The organism is Tepidanaerobacter acetatoxydans Re1 (assembly GCF_000328765.2).
Lineage (GTDB): Bacteria > Bacillota > Thermosediminibacteria > Thermosediminibacterales > Tepidanaerobacteraceae > Tepidanaerobacter > Tepidanaerobacter acetatoxydans.
On sequence record NC_019954.2, the window covers coordinates 575,107 to 591,149 of the forward strand.

General features: G+C 36.5%; 13 protein-coding genes and 2 pseudogenes. 13 read left to right on the forward strand and 2 right to left on the reverse strand.

Annotated features, from left to right (window positions below):
• Window position 1 precedes the first annotated feature (1 nt).
• From pglZ to TEPIRE1_RS02710, 11 genes and pseudogenes are all read left to right on the forward strand, one after another.
• A complete protein-coding gene (pglZ, locus tag TEPIRE1_RS02670) occupies window positions 2-2,560 on the forward strand; it encodes a BREX-1 system phosphatase PglZ type A (protein WP_015294967.1) in 2,559 nt (852 codons plus the stop codon).
• 15 nt (window positions 2,561-2,575) lie between these two features.
• Window positions 2,576-4,606 (forward strand): protease Lon-related BREX system protein BrxL, encoded by a 2,031-nt coding sequence (gene brxL / locus TEPIRE1_RS02675; protein WP_013777648.1) that lies wholly within the window; start codon window positions 2,576-2,578, stop codon window positions 4,604-4,606.
• Window positions 4,607-4,816: 210 nt separating this feature from the next.
• Window positions 4,817-5,119: pseudogene (locus tag TEPIRE1_RS14400) on the forward strand (virulence RhuM family protein); the annotation flags it as partial.
• Window positions 5,120-5,234: 115 nt separating this feature from the next.
• Window positions 5,235-6,323 carry a DUF362 domain-containing protein gene (locus tag TEPIRE1_RS02680; RefSeq protein ID WP_013777649.1) on the forward strand — a complete coding sequence of 363 codons (1,089 nt, stop codon included), beginning with the start codon at window positions 5,235-5,237 and terminating at the stop codon, window positions 6,321-6,323.
• 275 nt (window positions 6,324-6,598) lie between these two features.
• Complete coding sequence (locus TEPIRE1_RS02685; RefSeq protein ID WP_013777650.1) at window positions 6,599-7,489, forward strand: acetamidase/formamidase family protein; 891 nt, start codon at window positions 6,599-6,601, stop codon at window positions 7,487-7,489.
• 410 nt (window positions 7,490-7,899) lie between these two features.
• The gene (locus TEPIRE1_RS02690) at window positions 7,900-8,619 is read left to right on the forward strand and encodes a DUF4268 domain-containing protein (RefSeq protein WP_144080668.1); all 720 of its coding nucleotides are present in this window, start codon (window positions 7,900-7,902) and stop codon (window positions 8,617-8,619) included.
• Between the two features lie 507 nt (window positions 8,620-9,126).
• Complete coding sequence (locus TEPIRE1_RS13740) at window positions 9,127-9,285, forward strand: hypothetical protein (protein ID WP_015294971.1); 159 nt, start codon at window positions 9,127-9,129, stop codon at window positions 9,283-9,285.
• Window positions 9,286-9,440: 155 nt separating this feature from the next.
• Entirely contained in the window at window positions 9,441-10,088 is a 648-nt protein-coding gene (locus tag TEPIRE1_RS02695) for a phosphoribosyltransferase (protein WP_013777652.1), read from the forward strand.
• 136 nt (window positions 10,089-10,224) lie between these two features.
• The gene (locus TEPIRE1_RS02700) at window positions 10,225-11,058 is read left to right on the forward strand and encodes an alpha/beta hydrolase (protein WP_013777653.1); all 834 of its coding nucleotides are present in this window, start codon (window positions 10,225-10,227) and stop codon (window positions 11,056-11,058) included.
• A 290-nt stretch (window positions 11,059-11,348) separates the two neighbouring features.
• Complete coding sequence (locus tag TEPIRE1_RS02705; RefSeq protein WP_013777654.1) at window positions 11,349-11,573, forward strand: EamA family transporter; 225 nt, start codon at window positions 11,349-11,351, stop codon at window positions 11,571-11,573.
• A 92-nt stretch (window positions 11,574-11,665) separates the two neighbouring features.
• A pseudogene (locus tag TEPIRE1_RS02710) lies at window positions 11,666-11,902 on the forward strand (IS982 family transposase); the annotation flags it as partial.
• Between the two features lie 50 nt (window positions 11,903-11,952).
• On the opposite strand, the gene TEPIRE1_RS02715 reads toward TEPIRE1_RS02710, so the two are convergent.
• Together TEPIRE1_RS02715 and TEPIRE1_RS02720 are read right to left on the reverse strand one after the other, a co-directional pair.
• Window positions 11,953-12,333, reverse strand: coding sequence for a metallopeptidase family protein (locus TEPIRE1_RS02715; RefSeq protein WP_013777656.1), 381 nt, complete (start codon window positions 12,331-12,333; stop codon window positions 11,953-11,955).
• A gap of 112 nt (window positions 12,334-12,445) precedes the next feature.
• The gene (locus TEPIRE1_RS02720; protein WP_013777657.1) at window positions 12,446-13,435 is read right to left on the reverse strand and encodes a Gfo/Idh/MocA family protein; all 990 of its coding nucleotides are present in this window, start codon (window positions 13,433-13,435) and stop codon (window positions 12,446-12,448) included.
• 224 nt (window positions 13,436-13,659) lie between these two features.
• Here TEPIRE1_RS02720 and TEPIRE1_RS02725 point away from each other — a divergent pair, with 224 nt between their 5' ends.
• Both TEPIRE1_RS02725 and cooS read left to right on the forward strand, forming a co-directional pair.
• Window positions 13,660-14,079 (forward strand): 4Fe-4S binding protein, encoded by a 420-nt coding sequence (locus TEPIRE1_RS02725; protein ID WP_013777658.1) that lies wholly within the window; start codon window positions 13,660-13,662, stop codon window positions 14,077-14,079.
• 19 nt (window positions 14,080-14,098) lie between these two features.
• Window positions 14,099-16,000 carry an anaerobic carbon-monoxide dehydrogenase catalytic subunit gene (gene cooS / locus TEPIRE1_RS02730; protein ID WP_013777659.1) on the forward strand — a complete coding sequence of 634 codons (1,902 nt, stop codon included), beginning with the start codon at window positions 14,099-14,101 and terminating at the stop codon, window positions 15,998-16,000.
• Window positions 16,001-16,043 lie beyond the last annotated feature (43 nt).

Here is a 16,043-nt window from a genome sequence, read left to right on the forward strand (position 1 = left end):
GGTGATTAATTTGGAACTTGATGAAGTAAAAAAAATACTGGAACAAAACTTTAACAAAGGGCTTTCTGAAGGAAAAAAGCGAAATATCATCTTTTGGTATGATGATAATGGCGAATTTAAAGGTCAAATTGACACTTTAGAGCTTTCCAATGCAAAAATTTTAAAATTGGACGGCCAAAACTATTTTTATGCAAAATATCTTCTAGAAAAACAGGATATTAAGAGCAACTATCTGGTATATGCACCTTTTTGCAAGCCTGGACCTCGAGAAAACTGGCTATTAGATATTTTAAAATATAGTGATGAATTTTCTACTGACAGGACTACTATTATTATGAGAAACTTAGGAGTCAAAAATGAAGCTTTAAAAAATATATTTGAACATTATAAAAAGTTTTTTGATAATAAAGAAAGATATAGACTCCTCAAATCCTACAATATAGAATACTGCACTGAAGAATCCGTTCATATAGCAATATTGTCAGCTTTGTGCAAACTTCCCTTTTCCGACCTTGATGAGGTGGTAAAATCTCTTTTAATAGAGTATGCCAAAGATGATAACACGTATTTTACGGAAATAGATAAGTTTGGAGATATTAATACTTTTTGGGCGCTTATGGAGAAATACTACGGATATATTTTAGAGGAAAAAACTATCGAACACCTTAGCGCTTTTTTCTTGATAACAGCTTTGTATTATACCCTTGAAGATAAAATACCAGCTCACTGGGAAAAGTTTATTTCTCCTAAAAAGGCGGACTGTTTTGTGTTTCTTAGTAACTTTATGAACAATGCTAAGGCTATGGATTATTTTGATATGCTTTCAATAAAAGTAGAAAAACAATTAAATCTACGAGATTATGCAGACAAATGGCATATTGATAATTATGTGGTAAGTGATGTATTTAAAATTTTTGATGAGACTATTATAAATAAGTTAATTGAAAATTTAATTTCTGATGCCGGTGAGTTTGAAAGATATACAGATATTATTTTGCAGCGGAGAACAAAACATTGGTATAGAAAGTATGAAAATGACTATAACTGTGTTTACTGGGCCCTAGTTATGCTTGATTCATGGAGAAAGATTAAGGATGATATAAAAGAAGATAAACCATATGATTTATTTCAAAAATATGCGGGTCAATATTACATTATAGATATGGCTTATAGAAAATTCATATATTTCTTTGATAAACTACCTAATAAAGAACCGTTTTTTGAATTAAAGGAAAAGATAGAAAATACCTATGTAAACGGGTATTTGAACCAACTGTCGATAAAATGGAGCGATAGCTTGGAGACTTTAGAGCAAAACTGGAAAATTTCTCCTTTGGAGTTGCAGCAGGATTTCTATATAAATCACGTAAAACCTTATGAAGATAAGGACGAGAGGGTATTTGTAATTATTTCTGATGGTTTAAGATATGAGGCGGCTAAGGAGTTAGAAGAGGATTTGAATACTGAAAGGAAGGGCTCAACAAAGATTACTCCTATGCTTGGCATACTTCCTTCCTATACCGCCCTTGGCATGGCTGCCTTGCTTCCACATAATGAAATCAAAATAAATGATAAATTTCAGGTAATTGTGGACGGGCTTAGTTCTGATGGAACAGAGAACCGAAGTAAGATTCTTCAGAAGGCGCAAAAAGACAGTATTGCTGTTGGGTATGAACAGCTCAGTGGCATGAAAAGGGATGATTTCAGAAAACTTTTTGGCGGCAAAAAGGTAGTATATATATATCATAACAGCATTGATGCTAGAGGAGATAACGCCCTTACTGAAAACGAGGTTTTCAATGCTGTCGAAGATACTTTTGGCGAGCTTAAAGCTCTAATCAATGATTTGATAAATAATGTTTCAGCAACCAATATATATATTACTGCCGATCATGGTTTTATATATAAACGAGGAAATATACAAGAAAGTGATAAGGTATCCAAGGAATCTTTAGAGGATTCATTACAAAATCGGCGTTTTATTCTTACTGAAGAAGATGTAGATTTTAATGGCACTCTTACTTTTAATATGAGTCATATTGAAGATACAAAGTTAAAGTGTATAGTGCCACGGGGTGTAAGCAGGTTCAAAGTCCAGGGGAAAGGAGCTAATTATGTTCATGGTGGTGCGGCACTCCAGGAAGTGGTTATACCTGTTATTAAATTCAAACATGAGAGAGGCAAAACCGCAAAAGAAGTCAAAAAAGTTGATGTTAAGCTTACTAGTATATCTAGGAAGATAACAAATAATATTACCTATCTTGAGTTTTTCCAAGTGGAAAAAATTCAGGACAAGACTGTGCCAAGGAGACTTTCAGTTTATCTTGCAGATGAAGAGGGGAACAGGGTATCAAACGAGAATATAATAATAGCCGACAGCACATCAGATAACCCCGAAGATAGGACCTTTAGGGAAAAGTTCGTACTCAAGAGTATGAAATATGATAAAAGTAGTAAATATTATCTGGTTCTAGAGGATGAAGAGGAAACCGTTGAAAGGATATATGAGAAGATTCCGTTCATTATTGATATTGCATTTATGAATGATTTTGGTTTTTAAAGTGAGGAGAGCCGAATGGATGAGCTTAGTAAAAAATTAAATAGGTATTTCCCCGGAAGAGTCGTAAGAAAAGACCTGACTAAAAAAATTAAAGAAGGAGCCAATGTACCTGTTTATGTCCTTGAATACTTGTTAGGGATGTATTGTGCTACTGATGATGAAAACAGTATCAACGATGGTGTTGAGACAGTAAAGAACATTCTGGCGGAAAATTTCGTAAGGCCCGATGAAGCGGAAAAAGTCAAGTCAAAGGTACGGGAACTTGGCAGATTCACCGTTATTGATATGATAACAGTTAAGCTCAATGAAAAACTTGATATATATCAAGCAGAGTTTTCTAACCTCGGGCTAAAGGGCGTAGAGATTTCTCCGCAATATGTGAAAGACTTTGACAAGCTCCTCGCTGGGGGTATCTGGTGTATTGTTAAAATGAGCTATTTTTATGATGAGGAAGTTAAGATGGCAAGCCCTTTTAATATAGATTCCCTCACACCTATTCAGATGCCTCATATGGATATTCAAGAGATTTTTGAAGGCAGAAAGCATTTTTCAAAAGATGAATGGATAGATGTTCTGATGCGGTCTGTCGGTATGGAACCGACGCAGTTAGAACAAAAAGTAAAATGGCATATTCTTGAGCGGATGGTGCCACTTGTTGAAAATAACTACAATCTTTGCGAGCTGGGACCTCGAGGAACTGGGAAGTCTCATTTGTACAAAGAAATCTCGCCTAATTCTATACTAGTGTCCGGAGGGCAAACTACTGTAGCGAATTTATTTTATAACATGGCATCACGGCAAATCGGCCTTGTGGGATTGTGGGACTGTGTTGCCTTTGATGAAGTGGCCGGGATAAAATTTAAAGACCAAGATGGGATTCAGATTATGAAGGATTTTATGGCATCTGGGTCCTTTGCTAGAGGCAAAGAAGAAAAGAATGCAAATGCATCAATGGTGTTCATCGGAAATATCAATCAGAGTGTTGACGTGCTTTTAAAAACATCTCATTTATTTGAACCATTCCCCGAAGCCATGGCTAATGATGCTGCTTTTTTTGACCGTATGCACTATTACTTACCCGGATGGGAAATACCCAAGATGCGGCCTGAATATTTTACCGATGAATACGGATTTATTACTGACTATTTATCAGAATTTATGCGAGAAATGAGGAAAAGATCTTTTACTGATGCTTTTGACAAATATTTTAAGCTAGGCAACAACTTAAATCAGCGGGATGTAATTGCTGTCAGAAAGACTGTATCAGGCCTGCTTAAATTGATTTATCCTGATGGGAACTTTTCAAAAGAAGATGTAGAAGAAGTATTAAGATATGCCTTGGTAGGTCGAAGAAGAGTTAAAGAACAACTTAAGAAAATAGGCGGTATGGAGTTTTATGATGTGCATTTTTCATATATAGACATCGAAACTATGGAAGAAAAATTTGTATCAGTGCCGGAACAAGGCGGGGGTAAGATAATCCCAGAAGGGTTAAGTAAGCCTGGGCATTTATATACTGTCGGTCGTGGAAAGTCGGGCATGATTGGAGTCTATAAGATAGAAACCGAGGTAGTAAATGGCACCGGTAAGTTTGAAAAAACAGGTCTTGGTTCAGATAGAGAAGCGAAGGAAGCAATTGAAACTGCCTTTAGGTATTTTAGAGCAAATAGCAAGAATATAAGTGGCACGATAAGTACATCAAAAAAAGATTATTTAATGCATGTTGAAGATATTCAAGGCGTAGGACTCACATCAGAACTGGCATTGGCTGCATTTATTGCATTATGCTCAGGAGCTTTAAGCCGGCCGGTGCAAAGCCAGCTGGTAGTGTTAGGTTCTATGAGCATAGGAGGAACTATCAATAAAGTAGAAGAATTGGCAAATGTCCTTCAAGTATGTTTTGATTCAGGAGCAAAAAAAGTTTTAATTCCAATGTCATCAGCAGCAGATATAGGCACAGTACCTCCGGAATTGTTTGCAAAATTCCAGATATCCTTCTATCAAGATCCCAAGGATGCTGTTTTTAAAGCTTTGGGGGTTGAATAGGTCTTATTTTAGCTAAGTATCAATGCGAAATTGCACCGCTTGATTTTTGAATGAAAAATGAAAGCAATTTATTGTAGTTTAAGAAAAAGTATGAAATCATTAGAAGATGAGCTCACCTTGCTATATAGAATGTTCATTAGATAGGAGGTAAGAATCATTGTGGTTGATAATTTAATTCTACTCTATACAACGGAAGACTGAGATGCTAAAATAGACGTATTTTTTCAAGATGAGACTGTTTGGCTTACCCAAAAGATGATGGCTGAGTTATTTGATGTTGATGTAAGAACGGTAAATGAGCATCTATAAAATGTCTATCAAGAAGGTGAATTAGATAAAAAAGCAACTATCCGGAAATTCCGGATAGTTCGAAAAGAAGGCAATCGGGAAGTAATGCGTGAGATTAACTTCTATAATCTCGATGCCATAATCTCTGTCGGCTATAGAGTAAATTCTGTTCGCGCGACTCAATTTAGAATATGGACTACGAGAAACCCATATAGATATATTATCAGCTCTGGTGCATAAACAGAGTTTCTACACTAGAGCCGATTTTAAATTAACGCAAAAACAGTGATATCATGTATTATAGCAAAAATTACAACAGGAAGGTGAAATAATATAAAATATGGTAAAAGATAAAATCTACGTGATATACGGCAACAAGCCAAAAGAAATGATTCACGACGCACTGTCAGAACTTCAAATCGAAAATTACATAAAAAAGGATGCGCTTATAGGCATAAAGCCCAATCTAGTAGTTGCAAAACCTTCCACATCCGGAGCGACAACATCACCGGAACTCTTGGAAGGGACAATAGACTATTTAAAGTCAAAGGGTTTTAACAATATTATAGTCATGGAGGGCTCCTGGGTTGGAGATAAAACCTCAAGGGCTTTTGAAGTATGCGGATACACAAAGATTGCCGAAAAATACGATATCCCTTTGATCGACTTACAAAAAGATGCGTATAGGGTATGTGACATAGAGGGTATGCAAATAAACGTATGCGAAAAAGCGCTGGAAGTGGATTATCTGATAAACATGCCGGTGCTTAAAGGACACTGCCAGACTAAGATGACTTGTGCTCTGAAAAACTTAAAGGGCTGTATTCCCAACAAAGAAAAGAGAAGATTTCATACTATGGGACTGCATAAACCCATTGCATACCTAAATAGAGCCGTTAAAAGCGACTTGATAATAGTAGATGGACTGGTAGGAGATTTAAACTTTGAAGAAGGCGGCAATCCTGTTCAAATGGACAGAATTATCCTGGGGTTTGATCCGGTTTTAGTCGATTCATATGTAGCAAATTTAATGGGATATGATGAAAAAGAGATACCGTACATAAAGATAGCGGAGCAAATAGGTGTGGGAAACTGCATTGCCTCAAAGGAGCAGGTAAATGAATTGAACGAAAATAATAATACTCAAAAAATACCCTACTCACGTGAAATCGAAAAACTATCCAAATATGTCAAAGAAAAAGATGCCTGCTCTGCATGCTATGGCAGCTTAATTCATGCTCTTGCAAGACTGGACGAAAAAGGTATTTTAAGAAGGCTTAAAACAAAACTCTTTATAGGCCAGGGCTACAAGGGAATTAAAGGCGAAGGCATCGGAGTAGGAAACTGCACCAGAGGCTTTACACAAAACGTGCCAGGATGCCCTCCAACGGCCAAGGATATACTTGAAGTATTAGAAAAGAACCTTTAGATGGGTTCTTTTGCTTTTTTTAGGGAATTTCAGAGCGCTCGATATTTGAATATTTGAAACAAACCATGTATGATAAGTAATAGATAGGATTTATAAGATTAATTTGAGGCAACATGTAATCGCTTTAAATGGCCAGGCGAGCTAATAAAACTAAGAAAAGTATGAGCAAGTTCAGTTTAAATGTAGCGAAAAGCAGGGTATTAGAATGGATTAAGGCATATGTCTAGTCAAAACTTAAACATAATTAAAAATGATAAAAAAAGGAGGCTGTAAAAATGATCGAAAAATATGTTTATCATTTTTCTCCGGACAATAAACCGGTAGAAAGAGTAAGAAAAGGTGAAACAATTGTATTTAAAACCTTGGACTGTTTTAGCAATCAAGTAAAAAGTGAAGAGCAATTAGTTACATCTATAGACTTTAATCGGGTAAATCCTGCTACCGGCCCTGTTTTTGTAGAAGAGGCCGAAGCGGGGGATTTATTATTAGTAGATATAAAAGATATAAAAGTAGATGACAAAGGAGTTATTTCTACTCTGCCGGAAACTGGTCCTTTGAGTCATAAGGCTGAGCCTAGAACAAAGATTGTTTCAATCAAAGACGGTAAGGCTGTATTTAATGATATTGAATTTTTCACTAAGCCAATGATAGGAGTCATCGGCGTAGCGCCTAAAGAGGGGGAAATTCCCTGCGGATATCCGGGAAACCATGGGGGCAACATGGATTGTAATAAAATCACGAAAGGAAGTAGGGTGTATTTTCCCATACGAGTGCCTGGTGCACTATTTCAGCTGGGCGATTTACATGCATCAATGGGAGACGGCGAAATTTGCGGAACAGGAATTGAAATAGCGGGAGAAGTTACTGTAAAGCTTGATTTAATTAAAGATTTCCTCTTAGAATGGCCTGTATTAGAAACCGATAATGCCTGGTATGTTATAGCAAGTGATGATAAGTTCGAGTCAGCTTTAAAATATGCATGTGAGCAAATGCAGTTACTGATTAGTAAAGCCTATAATTGGGATATGACGGATGCGTATTTATATATGTCTGTAAAAGGCTCCTTTGAAATATGTCAAGGATGCAAACCTTCAGACCTTCCGGTGGTCGTAAGATTTGGAGTTCCTAAAGTTGATGGAAAACCGGGATTAATCCCACTTAAATAATTATAGCAGGAGCGATACTTAAAGATTCCGGTTAATTGAGCGGATACCGCTTTGCTATGCAGTTATTCCGGAAATTTTACGATTATGCTTCCTTTATACTAGACAGTTAAAACATTAAAACTGTAGAGCATAAAGGAAGCATATTTTTACAAATAGGTTATAATCCATAAGGCTTGACGAAAAAAATAATCTGGCAGGAATTATAAAAGTAGTAGATTTTAATGATGGCGATAAACTGGGCTTTACTATACTAAAAGCCATTATGCCGAGTCAGGAAATAAACCTCAACTGACAAGCTTTCTATAAGAAAATACAACAAGATCGACTATTATGCGGTAGTAAAGGGGCATGTATCAGGTCTTACATTGCGTATAGCGCGGAATATATTTGGATTACTGCCGATAAAAACTATGAACTACAAAAAAGAAAATGGTAGTTGTGCAGAGGTAGAAAAATCAGTTGGCTCATTTAATGTTGATATTTTAGCAGAAGATATGTCAGGTAATTCTGTTGTCATAGAAAATCAACTGGAAAAAACTGATCATGATCATTTAGGGAAATTAGTAACATATAGTGCAAACCTTGAAGCAAAAACTGCCATTTGGATAACGTCAGACCCAAGACAGGAGCATATTACAGCAATAACATGGTTAAATGAGTATACCCCCATTAGTTTTTACCTCCTGAAAGTGGAAGCAATTAAAATTGGAGAATCAGAACCTGCACCGTTGTTCTATAAAATTGTTGGACCAAGTGAAGATTCTAAAGATATTGGTTCGGAGAAAGCTAAGTTGTCTGAAAGACACTATAAACGAAAAGAATTTTGGAGCTTACTTCTAAAAAAGAGTAAGGATAAGACTTCATTATTCTCTTCAATTTCACCGGTTACTTCAAATTGGATAGCTACAGGCATAGGACTTACTGGGCTGTCTTTACAGTATGTCATCACATATGATGGTGGAACGGTTGAACTTTACATTGATCGAGGACCTGGTTCTGAGGAAATTAATAAGAAAAGATTTGACTATCTTTACTCTAAAAAACATGAAATTGAGAATAATTTGAAAACAGAGCTGGAGTGGGAAAGATTAGATAATAGAAGAGCATGTAGAATTAAAAAAAAGTTTTAGTGAAGCGGGATTAGGTGATGAAGATAAATGGGACGAGTTACAAGACAATATGATAAACTTTATGATAATTTTTGAAAAAGAATTTAGGAAATACGTTCCAGCCTTAAGAAAAATTGTGTCTGAGACTAATTAAACTTCATCCATTATAATTAAGAGGATTTATTATAACTTACAGTAAATATAAACATGACAGTAATAATATTTAGGGTGATGCTTGACCCTAGTTTGTACACAGACTGAAATGAGCACTCCTTTGTTACTTTTGTAATTATTTTACATATCTATGCTATAATCTCATTTTCGATAGTTGGAGTGCAATAGTCCTTGCAAGTTTTACGAATAGTGATTTTAAAATGTTTATTATTTATAAAAATAAAATTTAACGTAAAAATATCACAGTGAATTAGAATCTGGGTTTATGTCATTTTGAATGAAACGAAACGGAATGAAGAATCCTAAAAATCGCTCTAACATTAGATCCTTCGCTATCGCTCAGGATGACGGTTTTTGTTATTTACAATAATGTTTCACTTCTTCAGAGGCTTCCCAGTCACTAATTATGATGATTACTACGTAAGTCTTATGGACAGATACTTGGAAAACGAAAAGAAAAAGAGCGTTACAAGGCGCTCGCTGCCTACAATTGATGTAATGCTCCAGCGGTGAGCGGTAAAAGCTGGCGGAGGCTCTTGATTAATTAGGGAGCCGAAAATTACTCGACGCAATCTTATATTAAAGCTTGAATTTAAAGCAAATTCAATATTTGATTATAATTAATATTAATATAAAAGCCAATCTAGCTTACTTTAGGAGGGGTTGTCATGTTCCAAGATCGTTATGATGCAGGGATACGATTGGCAGAAAAACTGCAAAAGTATAAAGACGACTCCAATACAATTGTATTTGCAATCCCTAGGGGAGGCGTTATCGTAGCAGATGTCGTATGTGATCAATTAAATCTTCCCATGGATATTGTAGTTACCAGGAAGATTGGGGCCCCCTTTAATGAAGAATTTGCAATAGGAGCAGTAGATAGTAAAGGTGGTAAGATTTTAAATCACAATGCAATAAACATGATTCGTGTAAATGATGAATATATAGAAAAAGAAGCTAAGCGCAAGGCGGAAGAGGCACGAGCCAGGCTGAAAAAGTATAGGGGCAGCGATGAATATGGCTCATTGTCAGGCAAAAAGGTTTTACTTGTCGATGATGGGATAGCCACAGGTTATACAGTTATGGCGGCTATAAATTTTCTAAGGGAATTAAACCCGATAAAGTTAATTTTGTGCACACCGGTTATAGCTCCTGATACCCTTACGGAAATGGAAAAGCTGGTAGATGAGCCGGTATGGTTAATATCCGAAGAACCATTTTATGCTGTAGGTCAGTTTTATAAAAACTTTTCCCAGGTATCGGATGAGGAGGTTATAAGAGTCTTAAATAAGAGAAAATTTTCTCGGGATAACTGAACTATACTATTTGGTTCAATTATCAGATAAAAAGATAAAACAGGACAATATTACAGAAAAATCGAACTTGACATAAAAATATAATTAAACTAAGATTTATTATATAAAGACAAAATTAAAGCAGGGAGGGGTTATAATGACAGTGGAAACAATGGAAGGAAAGTTTAAATCCTTTGATGGGACCGAAATTTTTTATCGAAAGGATATTCCTAAAACAATTAAGGCAATTGTAGTTATAGTTCATGGATTATGTGAGCATTTGGGAAGATATGATTATGTGACGAATAAGTTTAATGAAAGGGGATTTGGTGTCTACAGGTTTGATAATCGTGGTCATGGGCAATCAGGTGGTGAGCGAGGTTATGTGGAGGATTTTCAAAATTTCTTTGATGATGCCGATAAAGTTATAGATATGGCCTTGGCTGAGCATAAGGGCCTTCCTATATTTATGTTGGGACATAGCATGGGAGGTTTTATAACTGCAGGCTATGGCATGAAATATCCCGGAAAAATAAAAGGGCAAATCTTGTCTGGACCTGCTTTACTTGAAATTGAAACTTTAGTAAAAGACATAAAAAAGGATAATTTTTTCGAAAAAAATCCAAGGGGAAAAGCTCCTAATGCTCTAACGAATCTTATATGCAGGGATCCTGAAGTGGTCAAAGCTTATGATGAGGATCCACTGGTGTTAAAAGAAACAAATTTAAAATTATTGGGAGAAGCCTTTGTTAAAGGGCCGATATGGCTATCGGAAAATATTGATAAATACCAATATCCATGCCTTATACTCCACGGAGGAGAGGATAAAATAGTTCCTCCGGAATCATCTAAATGGTTCTATGAAAATACACCATCAAAAGATAAGACTATCAAAATTTATAAAGATTGCTACCATGAAATATTAAATGAAAAAGCAGAAAAGGATCAGGTAATAAAAGACATTATTACCTGGATGGAGGATAGAATTTAATTAGTATTTAAGGCAAAGCCCTAGACAAACTAACGACCTAGGGCTTTTAAACGGGAGTAATAACCATCTGTAGAGGAATACTAATCCTGACTGATTTCCTGCTTTATTATGCTCAAATCTCATCTTCTTCTAAGACGTATTAGCTGACATTAATCCGGGGAATATTTTCGGAAATTATAAATTAGCAAGACTTTTTCCCTGTAGCAGGGATTATTTGAACAGATATAGAACTTTACAATACAGATTTTTGCATGTCTTTTGATATTCAACAGAAGGCTGGGAAATAGAAAATGAAAATTAAAGGGGTATTATCTGTAATCATATCTGCATTTTTATATGGATTTACACCAATATTGGCAAGTTTGACATATGAAATGGGCAACAACTCACTGTCAATGACTTTTTATCGTAATTTATTTGCTATTCCATTTTTATTTGCACTTCTGAAATACGATAATGTAGATATTAAAATTCAAAAACATGATTTAAAAAACATAATTAACCCGTGGTGCTAGTTCAACTAAAGATAAATACAAATAGAAAACTCCGAAAGGATATGTTAACCTATTTTATATATGATTAACTAAAACAATAGAAAGGTTAGCATATGTCGGAGTTTCCTAATAAGTATTCTATCAAAGAAATAACTGAATTAAAAGATTTTATCACAGTAGCATATGTCATTATTGACGATATTTACCAGGATGTTACTCCTATATATATTAAAAATCGTCGCAATATCAAAAACGCTATACTCAGCGATAGTGAAATAATTACCATTGCAATCGTGGGTGAGTTACTTACCATCGACTCCGAAAGAGCTTGGTATAGTTTTTGTAGCAAAACTGGCTTTAATGGATAAAAAGGATGTAACAGCAGTTTAAATACTGCCGGCTAGAAATCATTCTCCATATATTTTGCCAAGGCGGTTGCATCCTTAATTTCTAAATTATTTTCTCCTGCAAGAGATTCCAGGTGATGTGTAAATTCGTGCAGAAGTACATCCTTTAGTTTTACCTTTAAAATCTCTAAAGGCATATCATGGTATACTTTTTTTAGAGAACCATAATATATCCTAATTTGCCTGCCGGTTATATCTGAGCTATATTCCCCCATGACGTATAACTTATTAGGGTCTTTACTGTTTTTATGCAGTTTATAATCAGGCAATAAAATAATCCCCTTGTTTAATCTGCGAAAAAATTCTCCGGGAATTTCTTCTGCAATTTCATTCAGAATCTCTAGAATTTCATTTATAGATGGAAAGGCATCCATTATAATAATTCCTTTCAATTTAACCGGTTTTTAATCGTTGATATCAGAGAGTTTAATTTTATAGGTTCAAGGATAATTGGGAAACTATATGAAACGGAAAACAAGAAGATAATTATTTGCGATTATCCGCAGGAAAGACCACTCCCATCTGCCTTCTGGCCTCGTCCAGCACACTCATGATCGAAAGGGAAAGCTTGTGTGAGTTGATATCGGACTCGATTTTTCCGGTCTTTATCAAGTTTATAAATTCGGCTGCTTCATAATACATATCGTCTTCTATCTGAGGTCGGGAAATATTTTGGACACCGTCTTTTCGGTAATGTATTGTAATTTTTTGTGGCACTGAAATCTTATCGATAACCATACTTCCGCTTTCACCCTGAATTTCGCTTGGGATTGCCGAATCGGTTATCTTTGAATGTATTATCACAGCTTCCATTTCATCATATTTGAGGCAGACAGTGCCTTGCCCGTCTACTCCGGATTCCAGCATTGTACCAATTGCTATGATGTCTTTAGGAATACCGAATAAATTTATTACAAAATATGTGCAGTAAACACCTATGTCCATTAATGAACCGGCAGAAAAGGCGGGGTCAAAAATATTATAACGATTTCCTTGCTTAAATCCATCATATCTGGAAGAATACTGACAAAAGTTCGCTATTACTCTTCGAATTTTGCCCAATTTATGTAAATTATCTTTTACTGCAATAAAATTAGGAAGAAATCCGGTTTTTAACGCCTCCATTAGTACAACATTATTGCCTTTGGAGGCTTTTATCATGTTTTTCACTTCGTTACTATTAGAAGCCAAGGGCTTTTCACATAAAACATGTTTTTTGTGGTTCATAAAAAGTATGGATTGCTCTGCATGCAAAGAATTTGGGCTTGCTATGTAAACGGCATCAATTAACGGACTTTTTGCCATATCATCTAAATCTGTGAATATATTTTTGACAGAGTAATTTGCCGCAAACTTCTTGGCTTTTTCCTCGGTTCTGGAATAAACAGCAGCAAGTTTGAAATCCTCATTTAGACTTGCTCCCTTTATAAATGCATCGGTAATCCAGCTTGTACCGACGACTCCAAACCTAATCATGAGCAATAACCTCCTTTGATAGGCTGAAATTTTAATTACAGTTTTCCCTTAACGCCATTACTATGATAATATAGTAAATTCGTGGCTTTTTCAATATAGCAAAATATACCTACTAATTTATTTTAAATCATATTGACAAATATTTATCAATATTGTATCATGAATTCAGGGATTGTGAAAATAATAACAAATATAAAATATTAAAACGAAGAGGGGTATTTAATATGGTAAAGATTCTTTTTGAAAAAGACCTTTGCCTCGGATGCAAGACCTGTGAATTAGCTTGTGCGGCAGCTCATTCTGAAACTAAGAGCTTAGCCGGTGCTATAAAGGAGAACAAAATCTCACGACTTAGAATAAGGACAAAAGGTGGCAAACTGAAATTAGAGCAGTGCATGCTTTGCACAAATCCTCGCTGCATAGCTGCCTGCCCGACCGGTGCACTGTCGAAGGATGAGGAGTCAGGAATTATAAAGGTAAATAAGATGGCATGTACAGGCTGCGGTCTTTGCGAAGATGCATGTCCCTTTGGTGCTATTGAACTACATACATTTCCTACCATGTGCGACAGATGTATGCATTCGGGTAAGCCGCTATGCGCTATGTCGTGCCCAACAAGAGCGTTAAAGGTAAAGATTGTATAAAAAAACATGAGGTGATGTTATGTCTGAAGATTTTAAGTGTTTAAGTTGCGATAAAGCCAATTACAAATTGATAGAGAAAGCAAAAAACGAAAAAATCGAAACAGTCTGGGACAGGGCTGAAGCAATGCAGCCCCAATGTGGTTTTGGAGAAATGGGCCTTTGCTGCACTAATTGTTCTATGGGGCCATGCCGCATAGTTAAAGTAAGTGAAGACGGTCCCAAAAAAGGAATATGCGGTGCAGATGAAGACACTATAGCTGCAAGAAATCTTGCTCGTTCGATTGCTGCCGGCTCGTCTGCTCACTCTGACCACGGCAGGGATATTGCTCATGCCCTGTATAATGCCGCAAAAAATCCCGAATCAGGCTACAAAGTAAAAAATCCGGAGAAACTTATTTCTCTTGCAAAAGAATGGGGTATTTCAACAGAAAATCTCGATATAAAAGATATAGCTGCAAAGGTCGCTGAAACAGCACTTCAAGAATTTGGCAAACCTTTTGGGCATCTTAGATTTGTGGATAGAGCACCTGAGGATAGAATTGATATTTGGAAAAAGATGAATGTGGTGCCTCGGGCCATAGATAGAGATATTGTGGAAGTTTTACACTCAACACATATCGGCTGTGATGCAGACTATAGGAATATTATGGTTGCGGCCACAAGAGCGGCGCTTAGCGATGGATGGGGCGGTTCCATGATAGGAACAGAGCTTTCGGATATCTTATTTGGCGTACCCGAGCCTCATGAGATTGAGGCAAATCTAGGAGTGTTTAAAGAAGACGAAGTAAACTTAGTAATACATGGCCATGAGCCTACCTTATCAGAGGCTATACTTGTCGCTGTAAATGATCCGGAATTAGTTGAGCTTGCTAAAAAACAAGGTGCTGAAGGAATCAACCTTGTCGGCATGTGCTGCACAGGAAACGAAATTGCCATGCGGCACGGTATACCGATGGCAGGCAACTTTTTTCAGCAGGAACTTGCGATAATTACCGGAGCAGTAGATGCAATGGTAGTTGATGTGCAATGCATCATGCCGGCTCTGTCTCAAGTAGCAAAATGCTATCATACAAAACTCATAACTACCTCACCTAAGGCTAAAATCCCAGGTGCCATTCATATGCAATTTAATGAGGAAGAGGCTATAGAATCGGCTAAAAAAATTGTAAGAGAGGCTGTAAGCAATTTTAAAAACAGACGTGGAAACATATTGATTCCCCAAGAAAAATCCAAGGGCTTTGTAGGCTATAGCAATGAAGCCATTATAAATGCCTTGGATGGTGTTGCAAACAGCGTTGCCCATCCCATGGGTACGGTAAAACCCCTGGCAGATGCCATAAAGTCGGGAGTATTACGGGGAGCGGCAGCTATTGTGGGGTGCAACAACCACAAGGTTTTACACGATAAAGGCCATGAGGAACTTGCCAAAGAACTTATAAAAAATGATGTACTGGTTGTAACCACAGGATGCGGTGCTTATGCCTGTATAAAGGAAGGTCTTATGTCAAAAGAGGCGACTAAATTCTGCGGCAAAGGACTTGCTACTGTTTGTGAACTGGTAAAGATACCTCCGGTACTTCATATGGGCTCTTGTGTGGATATAAGCAGAATACTGCTGCTGCTTTCGGAGTTGGCTAAGTTTATGAATGTGGACATAAAAGATCTTCCGGCAGCAGGAGCGGCTCCGGAATGGATGTCGGAAAAGGCGCTTTCAATCGGGACTTATGTCGTTGCTTCGGGAGTATATACCATGCTGGGAGTGGCACCACAAGTGACAGGTTCCGAGAACCTGACAAGATTCCTCACAGATGATATTAAAGATATATATGGCGGGTGTTTTGATATAGAGGCAAATCCGCAGAAGGCGGCAGAAAAAATAATTGACCATATTGAGAAAAAGAGAAAATCCCTTAACATATAAAAATAACAAAAGTAACTATAAAGAACTAAAGGATGTGCTGCCC